Raw genomic sequence first — 13,788 nt, 5'->3', positions numbered from 1 at the left:
CCGGGCTCTCGCTCGTCAGGCCTCGGACCTCGGTCAGATGGCCGGGCGCGCCCTTGCGACGGACAGCCGCTCCGCCTTGAGTTGCTCGGCGAGCAGGAAGGCGAGTTCCAGCACCTGGCTGGCATTGAGCCGCGGGTCGCACTGCGTCTCGTAGCGATCGTTGAGATTGTCGACGGTGATCTCGGTCGAGCCGCCGATGCACTCCGTGACTTCCTGGCCGGTCATCTCGAAATGCACGCCACCGGGATGAGTGCCCTCGGCGCGGTGCACGGCAAAGAACTCCTTCACCTCGTGCAGGATCGCGTCGAAGTGGCGGGTCTTGCGGCCATTCGAGGCGGTGACGGTGTTGCCGTGCATCGGGTCGCACGACCACACGACCGTGCGGCCTTCACGCTTGAGGGTGCGGACCAGCGCCGGCAACTTGTCGCCCACCTTGTCTGCGCCCATGCGGGCGATGATCACGATACGGCCCGCCTCGTTCGACGGGTTCAGCGTGTCGATCAGGCGCAGCAGGTCGTCGGTCGGCAGGGTCGGGCCAGCCTTGAAGCCGATCGGGTTGCGGACGCCCCGCAGGAACTCGACATGGGCGCCATCGGGCTGGCGCGTGCGGTCGCCGATCCACAGCATGTGCGCCGAGCAGTCGTACCACTCGCCCGAGGTCGAATCGACGCGGGTCAGCGCCTCCTCGTAGGGCAGCAGCAACGCCTCGTGACTGGTGAAGAAGTCGGTCTCGGCGATCTGCGGCGTCGTCGCCGAACTCAGCCCGCAGGCCGCCATGAAATTCAGCGTTTCGTCGAGCCGTGCCGCCAGGTCTTCATAGCGCGCCGAGGCGGGCGAACTGCGCACGAAGTCGAGGTTCCAGCGGTTGACCTCGTGCAGGTCGGCATAACCGCCCTGGGCGAAGGCGCGCAGCAGGTTGAGCGTCGCTGCCGACTGGTTGTAGGCCTGTACCATGCGCTCCGGATCGGGCAGGCGCGCGGCGGCGGTGAACTCGAAGCCGTTGACGTTGTCGCCGCGGTAGGACGGCAGCTCGACATCGCCGACCTTCTCGACGTTGGACGAGCGCGGCTTGGCGAACTGGCCGGCCATGCGGCCGACCTTCACGACCGGGACACCGGCACCGTAGGTCAGCACGACGGCCATCTGCAGCAGCACGCGGAACGTGTCGCGGATATTGTTGGCGGTGAAATCGACGAAGCTCTCGGCGCAGTCGCCGCCCTGCAGCAGGAAGGCCTCGCCGTTGGCGATCTTGGCCAGCGCCTTCTTGAGCTTGCGCGCCTCGCCGGCGAAGACCAACGGCGGATAGCGGCGCAGGCGCGCCTCGGCATTCGCCAGTGCGCCAGTATCCGGATAGACCGGCATCTGCAGCGCCGGCCGGCTGCGCCAGCTGGTCGGCGACCAGTCGGCGGCGCTCGAAGTACGGGACTGCCCTTTAGCGGCGGTCCGCGAATCGGCCCTGGATTGGCCCTGGATCGCGGTCATCGACTCCTCCTCGGCCCGCGGGTCGAAGGGACCGGCGGGGTGGGTGAACCTATACGTGCTGTGGATAAAAAACCAGCCGGCAGGCCGGTCCCGTTCTACTCCGCGGCTGCCCGGGTCGGGGTCGTGTCCGCCCGTGCCGTGCGCATGGTGACGAACTCCTCGCCGGCGGTGGGATGGATGCCCACCGTGGCGTCGAAGTGGGCCTTGGTGGCCCCCGCCTTCATGGCCACCGCGAGGCCCTGGATCAGTTCGGCCGCGTCGTCCCCCACCATGTGGATGCCGACCACCCGGTCGGTCGAGGCCTCGACGATCATCTTCATGAACGTGCGCTGATGGCGCCCGGAGACCGTGTATTTCATTGGACGGAATGCGGCCGTGTAGATGCGCAATTCGCCGAGCTGCAGCTTCGCCTGCTCTTCGCTCAGCCCGACATTAGCCATCTCGGGCTGGCAGAAGACCGCCGACGGCACCTCGTGGTGGTCTGCCTTGCGCGGCTTCTTGCCGAACTCGGTGTCGGCGAAGCAGTGGCCTTCCATGAGGGCGACCGGCGTGAGGTTGATGCGGTCGGTGACATCGCCTACCGCCCAGATATTGTCGGCGGTCGTCTTGGACCATTCGTCGACCGCGATGGCGCCCGCCTTGTTGAGCTGTACGCCGGCCTTCTCCAGTCCGATGCCGGACGTGTTGGGTGCGCGGCCGGTCGCGTACATCACGCAATCGGTCTCGAACATGCCGCCCATGGGCGTATGGACCTCGAAAGGACCGCTCTTGCCGTCGGCCCCCTTGGCGACGATGCGGGCGATTTCCATCTCGGTGCGCATTCGAATGCCGCTGTCCTTCAACGCCTCGTGCACGAAGGTGCGGCACTCCTCGTCGAAGCCGCGCAGGACACGGTCGCGTCGCAGCACGATGTCGACCTTGGCGCCGAGTCCGTGGAAGATGCCGGCGAATTCGACGGCAATGTAGCCCGCACCGACGATGGTGATGTGCCTGGGCAGCTCGGGAAGATGAAAGGCATCGCTCGACGTGATCGCCAGTTCGCTGCCGGGGATCGCGGGGACCACCGGGTGGCCGCCGGTCGCGATCAGAATCTTCTCGGCGGTGATCGTCTCCTCGCCCACCTGGATCGTGTGGCGGTCCATCAGGCGGCCACGGCCCATGTGGAGCTTCACGCCGGCCCCGTCGAGCAGGCGCAGGTACACCGCGTTCAGCCGGTCGACTTCCCCGTTCACGTTGTCGCGCAGCGTCGCCCAGGAATGCGTCGGCGGAGCGACGGTCCAGCCGTAGGCGGCCGCGTCCTCGAACTCGTGCGCGAACTTCGAGCCGTACATCAGGAGCTTCTTCGGCACGCAGCCGCGAATCACGCAGGTACCGCCGACACGGTAGTCCTCGCAGATGCCGACGCGCGCCCCGTGGGTGGCCGCGATGCGCGAGGCGCGCACGCCGCCCGAGCCGGCGCCGATGACAAACAGATCGTAATCATAGGCCATGGGTTATCCCCAGAGAGAACAAAACCTCAACGCGGCCACAATTCGGTCGCCCGGCAGACTATATCGGGGCCTAGACGGGCCGGTAAGGGAAATGGCGCGTGTAATGCCGTCTCCTGATACAACCTTGAGGATAGACAATGTCGAGACTTTCCCTGCTCGCGACCGCCGTCCTGATGCTGGCCGCCCCAGCCCTCGCCGCGCCCGGCGACACAGCCGCCCCCCAGCCGGCCCCTACGGCTCCCTCGGCCCGACCGGCGCGGATCGACGGTGGCGTCATGCGCTATGACGCCAACAAGGATGGCGCGGTCACGATCGAGGAATGGAAGACCGGTCAGCAGACGCGATTCAAGCGGCTCGATACCAATGGCGACGGCAAGCTCAGCAAGGACGAGCTGTTTGCCCGCACGCCCGCCATCGGCAACAGCGTTCTCCCGACGGACCGACAGGCCAGCCAGCAATCGAGCTACTTCCTGCTTCTCGACACCGACAAGGACGGGTTCGTCACCCTGACAGAGTTCATGGCCGGCGCCGACCGCAACTTCACGCGCTGCGACCTCGACAAGAACGGCCGCATCGACACGGCCGAGTGCCGCCAGGCGCTGCAGCGCAGGCCCGCCGAACGCTAGCTTCTTGTGGCTTCCGGACAAAAAAAGGCCGCCGGGAGATGCCGGCGGCCTTTCGTTAAGTCGTCGATCGGATATTCAGGAACCTTCGGCCGACATGACGTCGCCGAACAGATCCCAGGTCTCGCCCTTGAAGCGCGCGAGCTGCACCGACTGGATCGGGTAATAGTCGGTTGGGCTGGTGCTGATCGTGATGCCCGGCAGCAGCAGCGGCAGCTTGTACTTCTGGTAGTTGGCGGCCTGCTTCATGACGTTTTCGCGGGTCAGCGTGTCGCCGCACTTCTTGAGCGTCTCGAGCATCAGGTTGGAGACCGCGTAGCCGAACACGTGGTTGGCGTCCGCCTTGTTGGCGCCCGGCATCCACTTGTCCATCCAGGCGACCCAGGCCTTGAAGTCGTCGGTGCTCTCCCACTGCTTGTCCGTGGGGTCCTTGAGGTACTGCGCCGTGATGATGCCCTGGCTGTTCTCGAGACCGGCCGGCCTCATCACCGAGCCCACCGAGGCGGACACGTTGTTGAGGTACTGCGCCGGCTTCCAGCCGATATCGGCGGCCTTGCGGATCGCCTGGGCGGCGGCCTTGGGCGTCGCGATGTTGAAGAACACGTTGGCGCCGGAATCCTTGAGCTGGATCACCTGACTGTCGACCGTCGGATCGGTGACCTCGAAGGTCACGTGCTTGACGATCTTGCCGGTCTCCTTGCCGAGGCCGTCGCGGAAGCCTTCGTAGTAGTCCTTGCCGTAGTCGTCGTTCTGCATCAGCACGCCGATCTTGGCATCCTTGACGTTGGCCAGGATGTGCTTGGCGTAGACGACGCCTTCGGTGTGGTAGTCGGGCTGGAAGCCCATCGTCCACGGGAACTCCTTGGGCTTGCCCCACTTCGACGCGCCGGTGGCGACGTAGAGCTGCGGCACCTTCTTCTGGTTCATGTAGCGATGGATCGCCGTGTTGGTCGGCGTGCCGAGCGTGTTGAACAGGCAGAGGACCTTGTCCTGCTCGACGAGCTGGCGCACCAGCTCAACCATCTTCGGCGGCGAATAGCCGTCGTCGCGCGTGATGAAGTTGATCTTGCGGCCGTTGACGCCGCCTGCCTCGTTCACCGACTTGAAGAACGCCTCGATCGTCTTGCCGATCTGGCCGTAGGACGACGCCGGGCCGCTGTAGGGGCCGGTATGGCCGATCTTGATTTCCTTGTCGGTCGCGCCGTCGTCGTACTTCTTCTGCGCGAAGGCCGACTTCGTGCCCAGAACCGCGAAGGCCGAGGCACCCGCTACGAAACCACGCCTGCTTGTACGCATTTCTTTTCCTCCCAGGTAGTTAACGCCTGCCGGAGCTTCGTCGCGATTCCGGCCAGAAAGAAGGCCGCCTTCCGGCGACTTTCGGACAAAGGGCCCGGGTTACGCCCGTGCACCCCGCAGTTTGCGGTAGGCCATGTAGAGCCCGCCGGCGATGCCCATCGGCATCAGGTAGATGATGGCGATCAGCAGCACGCCGAAGACCGTGTAGGCCGACAGGTCGAACGGCAGGCCGAGGTCGTTGCGGATGAACTGGGTCAGTGACTGCGCGGAGTTGTCGACCAGCACGTAGAAGATGCCGCCGAGTACCGAGCCGAGAAGCGAGCCGATGCCGCCAACGACGAGGCCGATCAGGAACTTGATCGACAGGAAGATGCCGAAGCTGTCGGGCGCCACGAAGGCGATGGCCGAGGCCGACAGCGCGCCGGCGATGCCGGTGTAGGCCGCGCTGATGCCGAAGGTCACGGTCTTGTAGAGCGCCGTGTCGATGCCCATCGTGTCGGCGGCCATATACTGGTCGCGGATCGCCATCATGGCCCGGCCGCTGCGGCTGTTCAGCATGTTCGCCGCGCCCCAGAACAGCACGATCATGACCAGGAGACAGAAATAATAGAGCCACTGATCCTCGTTCAGCGGCAGCCCGAACGGCACTTCCGGCTTCATCAGCACGATGCCCTGAACGCCGCCGGTTAGGCCCTCGAGCCACTTGTATTTCAGGATCTGGGGCACCGCGAGCGCCAGCGCGAAGGTCGCGAGTGCGAGATAGTGCCCCTCGAGCTTGAGCGCCGGCAGGCCGAACAGGTAGCCGACGATGAAGCACACGATGGCCGCCGCCGGAATCGTCGCCCAATAGGGCACGTTCAGCTTGTCCATCAGGATGGCGGCGGTGTAGGCGCCGACCGCGTAGAAGGCGCCGTGGCCCAGCGAGAACTGGCCGTTGAACCCGGTGAGCAGGTTCAGCCCGAGCACTGCGATCGCAGCGATGATCATCGTACTGACCAGGAACAGCCGGTAGTTCGAGACGACATCCGGAAAGACCGGCTGCAGCAGCGGCAGCAGCACCGCGATCGCGATGACGCCCAGAACCCACTTCTTCGACGAGGCGGCCATGGTCACACCCTCTTCACGACGACGCGGCCGAACAGGCCGGCGGGTCTGACCGTCAGGACGAAGATGACGATGATAAGCGCCACCGTGAGCTTCTCGCCGTTGCCGATGATGTAGACGCCGGTCGCCTTCTCGATCTGGTTGCCGGCATAGGCCACCATGTTCTCGAGGATTCCGACAATGAAGCCACCGGCCACCGCGCCCGCTGGATTGGAGATGCCCCCGACCAGCGCGCTCGCGAAGGCGTAGAGCAGGATGCCGCCCATCATGTTGGGCTCGAGATAGACGATGTGGGCCACCATGATGCCCGCCACTGCCCCCACCGACGCCGCCAGCCCCCAGCCCAGCGCCAGCATCCAGTCGACACGGACGCCGACCAGCCGCGCCATCTGCGGGTTCTGCGCTGCCGCCCGCATGGCGAGGCCGAGCGGCGTGTAGCGGAAGAACACGAACAGGAGCCCCAGAACGATCAGCGTTACCAGGACCACGCCCAGCTGATGGGGGCCGATCACGCCGGCAATGCCGAAGTCGGCCTTGGGGAACGGCGAAGGAAATTCCTTGATCAGGTAGCTCCAGAAGGCGCCGGCCATCGAATTGAAGATCGCCAGAAGACCGATGAACACCACGATGATCGACAGGACCGGCGCGTTGTGCAGCGGTCTCAGGATGAGCCGTTCGATCAGCACGCCCATGGCGAAGGAGATCAGCACGGTGAGGACGAAGGCGATCCAGAAGCTCATCCCCCAGTCCATGAGCTGCCAGGAAATGTAGGCGCTGAACATCGCCATCTCGCCTTGGGCGAAATTGATGTGGTCGGTCGACACGTAGATCATGACCAGCGCGAGGGCCACACAGGCATAGATGGCGCCGTTGGCGAGGCCCGAGGCGAATTGCTGAAGTAACTGTTCCATGGGGATCGCCTCAGTAGCCGAGGTAGGATTTGCGGACGTTCTCGTCGTTCTTCACGACGTCCGAGGGACCCGACATCACGACCTTGCCGGTTTCGAGCACATAGGCGTGCGTGGCCAGGTCGAGCGCCAGGGCGGCGTTCTGCTCGACCAGCAGGATGCTCACCTTCTCCTCCTCGTTGATGCGCCGCAGGATGCGGAAGATCTCCAGCACGATCAGTGGCGCCAGGCCGAACGAAGGCTCGTCGAGCAGCATCAGCCGCGGCTTCAGCATCAGCGCCCGGGCAATCGCCAGCATCTGCTGCTCGCCGCCCGACAGGGTGCCGGCCTGCTGCTGGATGCGTTCCTTGAGCCGCGGGAAGTAGACGAAGACCCGCTCCAGCTCGTCCCTCACCCCCTGCTTGTCCTTGCGGGTATAGGCCGCGATGCGAAGGTTCTCGTCGACGGTGAGCGTGGTGAAGGTGCCGCGCCCCTCGGGAACGTGGGCGATGCGCTGGCGGACGATCTCTTCCGTCGCCATGCCGCGGATGTTCTTGCCGTCGAAGCGGATCGTGCCGTCGGTTCGGACCATGTTGCAGATCGCCCGCAGCGTCGTCGTCTTGCCGGCGCCGTTGGCACCCAGCAGTGTCGTGATTCCGCCCAGGGGGATTTCAAAGCCGACGTCGTAAAGCGACTGGGTCTGGCCATAGAAAGCCTTCAAGCCGCTGACCTCCAGAAGTGCGGCCATTACGCAGTCCCCAGGTAGGCGCGGATCACTTCCGGATCGCGCTGTACTTCAGCCGGCGTGCCGTCGGCGATCTTCCTGCCGAAATCGATCGCGACCACCTTGTCCGACACCGACATGACGAGGCTCATATGATGCTCGACGAGCAGCACGGTGACGCGCTGCAGGTCGCGGACGCGCTTGATCTGGCCCTTCAGCACTTCGATCTCATCGTGGTTCAGCCCGGCCGCCGGCTCGTCGAGCAGCAGCAGCTTGGGGCTCGAGGCCAGGGCGCGGGCAAGCTCGACCCTCTTGCGGATCGGGAACGGCAGCGGGCCGGCCTGGGCGTGGGTAAAGGGCGCCAGGTCCATGAAGGCGATCAGCTCCTCGGCGCGCCGGGTGATCGCCTCCTCCTCGCCCTTCACCTTGGGCAACCGCAGGGCGTTCTCGAAGAAACTGGTCGAGCTGACGCTGTGGCAGCCGACCTTGACGTTGTCGAGGACCGACATGTTGTCGAACAGGGCCACGTTCTGGAACGTGCGGCCGATCCCGATCTTGGGAATGGCATGCCGCGGCCGGTCGAGGATGGTCCGCCCCTCGAACTGAACGTCGCCGCTGTTGGGCGTGTAGAGACGGCTGAGGCAATTGAACAGGGTCGTCTTGCCGGCGCCGTTGGGGCCGATCAACCCGGCGATCTGGCCGGAAAAGACGTCGAAGGTTACGCCATCGAGGGCGACGATACCGCCGAACCGGACGGACACGTCGCGCACGCTGAGCAGCGGCGAGCCGCGGGATGAAGTTGGTTCTGCCATGTGAATGCCGGTTTCGCCCGCCGGCGCATTACACACGCCGACATAGCGAAATTACCCTGTCCTCCCAAGTACTTGCGACCCTTCTTCGGAGTCTGCGTTCCAATTACGATGGCCCATCCCGCGCGAGCGTGCAACTCAAATGGAAGAATGCCATGCTTTCGGCGCGATTGCGCCGCAGGCTGGCTTTGGTTGGCGGACATTGACATGCCGCTCTTTGCAACCGATACGAAATCTCCCCTTCCAAAAGCGGGCTCACCGCAATGAATCGCATGTTCCGCCCGACCCTCTTCCTGACTGCTGCAGCCTGCCTCGCCCTTCCGGCGGCGGCCCAGACTCCTCCGACCCAGGCTTGGCCCCAGAACAAGCCGCCGGCCCAGGCCGCCCCGCCGGCACCGGCGACCCCCGCAACGCCGCCCGCCACGGCCGCGGTCCCCGCTCCCGGTGCCGCGATTCCGTTGCCGCAGTGGTTCATCGACATCGACGTCGACAAGAAGGGCGAGGTCACCCGCGCGGATTTCCTGAAATACCGCATGAAGTCCTTCGAGTCCCTCGACACCAACAAGGACAACAAGCTGTCGGTCGAGGAATTCATCAAGGTCGTCGAACCGCCGGTGACGCCGGCCGATGCGCCCGGCCTGCCGCCGCTCGAGGAGCGCCGCAGTCGCGCCCGCGCCGAGTTCCAGAACCTCGACACCAATCGCGACGGCTTCGTCGAGCGCGCCGAGGCCGAGGCGCTGGTCCATGCGGAGTTCAACAACTACGACACCGACCGCGACAACAAGGTCACGGAGCCCGAGGTTCGCCTGATCATCCAGCGCGCGATGCAGCGCGAGGCGGCCGAGCGGCAGCAGGCCGAGGCCCGTCGCCGGCAGGGCATGATGGCCCTGAACGAGTTCATGGACATGCAGCTGCGCCAGGGCGACGAACTCGACAAGAACAAGGACACGAAGATCAGCGGCGCGGAGTACGTCGTCCTCGCTGGCCCCGCGGATGGGCCGCAGGCCAAGAACCTTTTGCCGTTCGACATGCGCAAGCAGATTGCCATGCGCAAGTTCGCGGAGATCGACACCAACAAGGACGGCCAGATCGACCGCGTCGAACTGACGGCCTATGCGCTGAAGCTGTTCGGCGAGATGGATCTCAACAAGGATCGCTTCATCAGCGAGGAAGAGTTCAAGAAGGCGCAGGAGGTGGAAGCCGCCAAGATCCGCGCCATCGTGCAGACGATGATGCCGGCCCAGCAGCCGGCGCAGCCGCGGCCGGCCCAGCCCCAGCCGCGTGGTGGCCAGCCCGCCCCAGCGCCGCAGCCCTCGGGACCGCCGCCGGGTTTGCCGCAGGGCACGCGCTAGGCTTCCTCGAGATCAAAAGCCGCGGGACCGCAAGGCCCGCGGCTTTTTCGTGCCTGCTCGTCAGCACTATTCGACGGTGACGCTCTTGGCCAGATTGCGCGGCTGATCGACGTCGGTGCCCTTGGCGACAGCCGTGTAATAGGCCAGCAGCTGCACCGGGATCGTGTAGAGGATCGGCGCCACGACGGGATCGACCGCCGGCAGGGTGAGCGTCGCTACCGCGTGCGGCCCCAGGCGCGCGACGCCGATGGCGTCGCTCAGCAGCACCAGCTTGCCGCCGCGCGCCTTGACCTGCTCGAAGTTCGACGCCGTCTTGTCGAACAGCGAATCGTTGGGCGCTACGACCACGACCGGCACCAGCTCGTCGATCAGTGCGATCGGGCCGTGCTTCATCTCGCCGGCCGCATAGCCCTCGGCGTGGATGTAGGAGATCTCCTTCAGCTTCAGCGCACCCTCGAGCGCGACCGGAAAGGACGTGCCGCGGCCGAGATACAGCACGTCGCGCGCCTCGGCGAGCACGGTGTCGGCAATCAGCCGGTACTGCGCCTCCATGTTCAGCGCCTCGTTGATCAGTGCCGGCAGCTCGATGAGCGCACCCACGTAGCGCGCCTCGTCGGCCGCCGACAGCGTGCCGCGGGCGCGGCCGGCGGCGATCGCCGTGGCCAGCAGGACGGTCTGCTGCGTGGTCGTGGCCTTGGTCGAGCAGACGCTGATCTCGGGGCCGGCCAAGGTGTGCAGCACGACATGCGATTCGCGGGCGATCGCGCTCTCCGGCACGTTCACGACCGAGAGCACGATCTGCTTCTCCGCCTTGGCGTAGCGCACCGCCGCCAGCGTGTCGGCCGTCTCACCCGACTGGGACACCGCGATGCACACGCCGCCTTCGGGCAGCGGCGGCGCGCGGTAGCGGAACTCGGAGCCCAGCTCGACCTCGACGGGCAGGCGCGCGATCTGCTCGAACCAGTACTTGGCGACCATGCAGACGTAGAAGGCGCCGCCACAGCCGGTCAGCGTAATCCGGCTCACCTTGTTCCAGTCGAACGGCAGTGCCGGCAGGGCGACCGTCCGGGTCGCGGGATCGAGGTAGCTCTGCAGCGTGTCGCCGATCACCGCCGGCTGCTCGTGGATTTCCTTGAGCATGAAGTGGCGGTGATTGCCCTTGCCCATCATGGCGCCGCTCAGTCCGGTCTGGCGGATCTCGCGCTTCACCTCGGTGGTGCCCTGGTAGACGGTGCAGCCGTCGCCGCGCACGACGACCCAGTCCTCATCCTCGAGGTAGCTGACGCGCTTGGTGAACGGGGACAGCGCCAGCGCGTCGGTGCCGATATACATCTCGCCGTCGCCGTAGCCGACCGCCAGCGAGCTGCCGCGACGCGCGCCCATCAGCAGGTCGTGACGGCCGCTGAACAGCACGGCGAGCGCAAAGGCGCCACGCAGGCGCTCCATCGCCGTTCCCATCGCCTGCTCGGGCGACATCTGCCGCTCGAGATAGGAGGTGATGAGCTGGGCCACCACCTCGGTGTCCGTGTCGCTGTCGAAGCGGCGGCCCTCGGCCTCCATCTCCTCCTTCAGCTCCTGGAAGTTCTCGATGATGCCGTTGTGAACGACCGCGACCCGGTCGGTCGCGATCGGATGGGCATTGCGCTCCGAGGGCTTGCCGTGCGTGGCCCAGCGCGTGTGGCCGATGCCGATCGTGCCGACGAGCGGCTCGGCGGCCAGCCGCGCCTCGAGGTTCACCAGCTTGCCCTCGGCCCGGCGCCGGTCGATATGGCCGTTCACCAGGGTGGCGATGCCCGCCGAATCGTAGCCGCGATACTCGAGTCGCTTCAGCGCGTCGACCAGCAGAGGCGTGACAGGCGCTTTACCGATGATGCCGATGATGCCGCACATGGTGTTCTGTCTCGATCGGAGGGGGTTACTTCTTGCCGGACCGTTCCGCGGCAGCCTTCTTGAGGGCTGCGGCGCGGTCCTTCAGTTTCGCACGAAGCGCCGCCGCGCGCCCCTTCTTCGTGACCTGACGGGCGCGGCCGAAGGCCAGCGCGTTGGCGGGAACGTCCTCCGTCACCACGCTCCCCGCGGTCACGTTGGCGCCCCTGCCGACCGTGAGCGGCGCCACCAGCGAGCTGTTGGAGCCGATGAACACATCGGCACCGATGACCGTCCGGTGCTTGCCGTAGCCGTCGTAATTCACGGCGATCGTGCCGGCGCCGATGTTGCTGCCCGCCCCGATATCCGAATCGCCCAGATAGGCCAGGTGGTTGGCCTTGGCGCCCTTCGCCATCCGCGTGGCCTTGAGCTCCACGAAATTGCCGATATGGACGCCGTCGGCGACCTCCGAACCCGGACGAATCCGGGCGAACGGCCCGACCAGCACGCCCCTGCCGATACGCACGCCCTCAATGTCGCAGAAGGCGTTGATGACGGTGTCCGACCCGACGGTCACCCCCGGCCCGAAGCGCACGTTGGGGCCGATCGTGACGTCGGTTCCGAATTTCGTGTCGGCCGACAGCCAGACCGTGCCGGGATCGGTCATGGTAACGCCACCCGCCATCGCGGCGGTGCGCAACCGCTGCTGCAGGGCCTGTTCGGCCGCCGCCAGCTCGGCCCGCGAATTGATGCCCTGGAACTCCGCCTCCTCGCCCGCCACCGCGATCGCCCTGTGACCGGCTTCACGCGCCAGACGCACGGCATCGGTGAGGTAGAACTCGCGCTTCGCATTGTCGTTGCGGATGGCGCCGAGCAGCGACGCGATCAGCCGCCCGTCGATGCACATCACGCCGGAGTTGGAGAAGGCGACCGTCCGCTCGGCCGCGTCGGCGTCCCTGCTCTCGACGATCTTCACCAGTTCGCCGTCCTGTACGATGAGCCGCCCGTACGGCGCGGGATCGCGGGCAACGAAGCCCAGCACGCCAACGGCGGCCCCGGCCCTGCGGCAGGCGGCAACCAGCCTGCGAAGGCTGGCCGTCGTTACCAGCGGCGCATCGCCGAACACGACCAGGACCGGCCCGTCGTGCCCCGAAAGAGCCGGCAGGGCCGCCCTGGCGGCATGCCCCGTTCCCAGCGGGTTCTTTTGGACCACCGTCGGATGCGGCGCGAAAGCCTGAGCCACCTCGGTGGCGCCGGGCGCGATCACCCCCACGATGCGGCTCGGCTTCAGCGCCTCGGCATGGGCCAGCACATGGGCCAGCATGGGGCGATTGGCCAGGCGATGCAGCACCTTCGGCAGGGCCGACTTCATGCGCGTTCCGGCACCGGCTGCCAGGACGACCACGGCAATGGGCGACTTCATGCGGGCGCGATCTTCCGTGCAACGAAGCCGAAGCTCATGCCGCAGGACGACGGGTCGGCCGCCTCGATCGCGACGGTGGCCAGCGACGCCAGGCAGCGGATCGGATAGGTGATCGACAAGGGGCGCCTGAACACCCGGGTCCTGCCGTCGAGCGTCACGTACTTCTCCACGACGAGCCCGACGTCGCGCAGCATCTTTTCCAGGATGTGCGGCCACGGCGTGAAGACGTGGTGGTTGTCGTCGAGATCCGATTGCGTGAAGCAGGACGGAACGCCTTTCAGCAGCACGTCGATACGGCTGCGGCTCCAGCCGGGATTGGGCACCGTCACCACGATCCGGGCGCCGGCGGGCAGCACTGCTGCGATGTTTCGCAGCGCCACCCCCGGATTGAGGCAATGCTCGATGACATCGAGCAGCATCACGGCGCCGGGGGTGAGATTGCTGGGACAGGGATCGTTGAGGTCCCAGGGCGTCGCTTCCTTGCGCGGCTTGAGATCGAAGCCGTGCCACTCGAAGCCCAGTTCCTCGACGCGGCGCATGCGCTCGTCGCCGGCACCGATGTCGAACACGACCTTCGACGGAAGCTCTGCCGCAAGAGCGCGAAGGCTGTCGTACGCGAATTCGTAACTGCTCGAGTCCAGGTTCGCAGAAGGTCGTATCATCGCCCTATTCCGTCAGATCAGTGCCGAACCGGCCCGCCTGACCTCTTGAGTGAAAACCAGATAGGCGCCC

12 protein-coding genes are annotated in these 13,788 nt (G+C 66.0%); 2 read left to right on the top strand and 10 right to left on the bottom strand.

What is annotated here, in order from left to right:
* Positions 1-33: 33 nt before the first annotated feature.
* Positions 34-1,482, bottom strand: coding sequence for a class II 3-deoxy-7-phosphoheptulonate synthase (locus tag Q7V45_RS11210; protein WP_304851666.1), 1,449 nt, complete (start codon positions 1,480-1,482; stop codon positions 34-36).
* Positions 1,483-1,577: 95 nt separating this feature from the next.
* Positions 1,578-2,972, bottom strand: coding sequence for a glutathione-disulfide reductase (gor, locus tag Q7V45_RS11205; protein ID WP_304851663.1), 1,395 nt, complete (start codon positions 2,970-2,972; stop codon positions 1,578-1,580).
* 137 nt (positions 2,973-3,109) lie between these two features.
* Here gor and Q7V45_RS11200 point away from each other — a divergent pair, with 137 nt between their 5' ends.
* Positions 3,110-3,598, top strand: coding sequence for an EF-hand domain-containing protein (locus tag Q7V45_RS11200; protein ID WP_304851660.1), 489 nt, complete (start codon positions 3,110-3,112; stop codon positions 3,596-3,598).
* A gap of 75 nt (positions 3,599-3,673) precedes the next feature.
* Here Q7V45_RS11200 and Q7V45_RS11195 read toward each other — a convergent pair whose 3' ends face one another.
* The 5 genes from Q7V45_RS11195 to Q7V45_RS11175 form a co-directional block, all read right to left on the bottom strand.
* The gene (locus Q7V45_RS11195; protein ID WP_304851657.1) at positions 3,674-4,891 is read right to left on the bottom strand and encodes an ABC transporter substrate-binding protein; all 1,218 of its coding nucleotides are present in this window, start codon (positions 4,889-4,891) and stop codon (positions 3,674-3,676) included.
* Positions 4,892-4,990: 99 nt separating this feature from the next.
* Complete coding sequence (locus tag Q7V45_RS11190; RefSeq protein WP_304851653.1) at positions 4,991-5,998, bottom strand: branched-chain amino acid ABC transporter permease; 1,008 nt, start codon at positions 5,996-5,998, stop codon at positions 4,991-4,993.
* 2 nt (positions 5,999-6,000) lie between these two features.
* A complete protein-coding gene (locus tag Q7V45_RS11185; RefSeq protein WP_304851650.1) occupies positions 6,001-6,906 on the bottom strand; it encodes a branched-chain amino acid ABC transporter permease in 906 nt (301 codons plus the stop codon).
* Positions 6,907-6,916: 10 nt separating this feature from the next.
* Positions 6,917-7,630, bottom strand: a complete 714-nt coding sequence (locus Q7V45_RS11180) for an ABC transporter ATP-binding protein (RefSeq protein ID WP_304851648.1) — start codon at positions 7,628-7,630, stop codon at positions 6,917-6,919.
* The gene (locus tag Q7V45_RS11175) at positions 7,630-8,418 is read right to left on the bottom strand and encodes an ABC transporter ATP-binding protein (protein ID WP_304851645.1); all 789 of its coding nucleotides are present in this window, start codon (positions 8,416-8,418) and stop codon (positions 7,630-7,632) included. Before Q7V45_RS11175 ends, Q7V45_RS11180 begins: the two co-directional genes overlap by 1 nt.
* A 260-nt stretch (positions 8,419-8,678) precedes the next feature.
* Between Q7V45_RS11175 and Q7V45_RS11170 the strand changes: the two genes are divergently transcribed.
* Positions 8,679-9,767 (top strand): hypothetical protein, encoded by a 1,089-nt coding sequence (locus Q7V45_RS11170; protein ID WP_304851643.1) that lies wholly within the window; start codon positions 8,679-8,681, stop codon positions 9,765-9,767.
* Positions 9,768-9,833: 66 nt separating this feature from the next.
* Here the strand turns inward: Q7V45_RS11170 and glmS are convergent, their stop codons facing one another.
* The 3 genes from glmS to Q7V45_RS11155 are packed head-to-tail and all read right to left on the bottom strand — an operon-like array spanning position 9,834 to position 13,718.
* Entirely contained in the window at positions 9,834-11,657 is a 1,824-nt protein-coding gene (glmS, locus tag Q7V45_RS11165; protein WP_304851639.1) for a glutamine--fructose-6-phosphate transaminase (isomerizing), read from the bottom strand.
* A 25-nt stretch (positions 11,658-11,682) separates the two neighbouring features.
* Positions 11,683-13,056 (bottom strand): bifunctional UDP-N-acetylglucosamine diphosphorylase/glucosamine-1-phosphate N-acetyltransferase GlmU, encoded by a 1,374-nt coding sequence (gene glmU / locus Q7V45_RS11160; protein WP_304851636.1) that lies wholly within the window; start codon positions 13,054-13,056, stop codon positions 11,683-11,685.
* Positions 13,053-13,718 (bottom strand): methyltransferase domain-containing protein, encoded by a 666-nt coding sequence (locus Q7V45_RS11155; RefSeq protein WP_304851633.1) that lies wholly within the window; start codon positions 13,716-13,718, stop codon positions 13,053-13,055. The genes glmU and Q7V45_RS11155 overlap by 4 nt, the downstream gene beginning before the upstream one ends.
* Positions 13,719-13,788 lie beyond the last annotated feature (70 nt).

The sequence above is a fragment of the Reyranella sp. genome (genome assembly GCF_030651995.1).
Lineage (GTDB): Bacteria > Pseudomonadota > Alphaproteobacteria > Reyranellales > Reyranellaceae > Reyranella.
Note: the sequence above shows the minus strand (reverse complement) of the source record. Positions and strands in the feature narration are given on the sequence as shown.

Coding starts and splice junctions, on each gene's coding strand:
- Q7V45_RS11210 (WP_304851666.1), bottom strand. CDS start 1,482: ATGACCGCGATCCAGGGCCAATCCAGGGCCGATTCGCGGACCGCCGCT.
- gor (WP_304851663.1), bottom strand. CDS start 2,972: ATGGCCTATGATTACGATCTGTTTGTCATCGGCGCCGGCTCGGGCGGC.
- Q7V45_RS11200 (WP_304851660.1), top strand. CDS start 3,110: ATGTCGAGACTTTCCCTGCTCGCGACCGCCGTCCTGATGCTGGCCGCC.
- Q7V45_RS11195 (WP_304851657.1), bottom strand. CDS start 4,891: ATGCGTACAAGCAGGCGTGGTTTCGTAGCGGGTGCCTCGGCCTTCGCG.
- Q7V45_RS11190 (WP_304851653.1), bottom strand. CDS start 5,998: ATGGCCGCCTCGTCGAAGAAGTGGGTTCTGGGCGTCATCGCGATCGCG.
- Q7V45_RS11185 (WP_304851650.1), bottom strand. CDS start 6,906: ATGGAACAGTTACTTCAGCAATTCGCCTCGGGCCTCGCCAACGGCGCC.
- Q7V45_RS11180 (WP_304851648.1), bottom strand. CDS start 7,630: ATGGCCGCACTTCTGGAGGTCAGCGGCTTGAAGGCTTTCTATGGCCAG.
- Q7V45_RS11175 (WP_304851645.1), bottom strand. CDS start 8,418: ATGGCAGAACCAACTTCATCCCGCGGCTCGCCGCTGCTCAGCGTGCGC.
- Q7V45_RS11170 (WP_304851643.1), top strand. CDS start 8,679: ATGAATCGCATGTTCCGCCCGACCCTCTTCCTGACTGCTGCAGCCTGC.
- glmS (WP_304851639.1), bottom strand. CDS start 11,657: ATGTGCGGCATCATCGGCATCATCGGTAAAGCGCCTGTCACGCCTCTG.
- glmU (WP_304851636.1), bottom strand. CDS start 13,056: ATGAAGTCGCCCATTGCCGTGGTCGTCCTGGCAGCCGGTGCCGGAACG.
- Q7V45_RS11155 (WP_304851633.1), bottom strand. CDS start 13,718: ATGATACGACCTTCTGCGAACCTGGACTCGAGCAGTTACGAATTCGCG.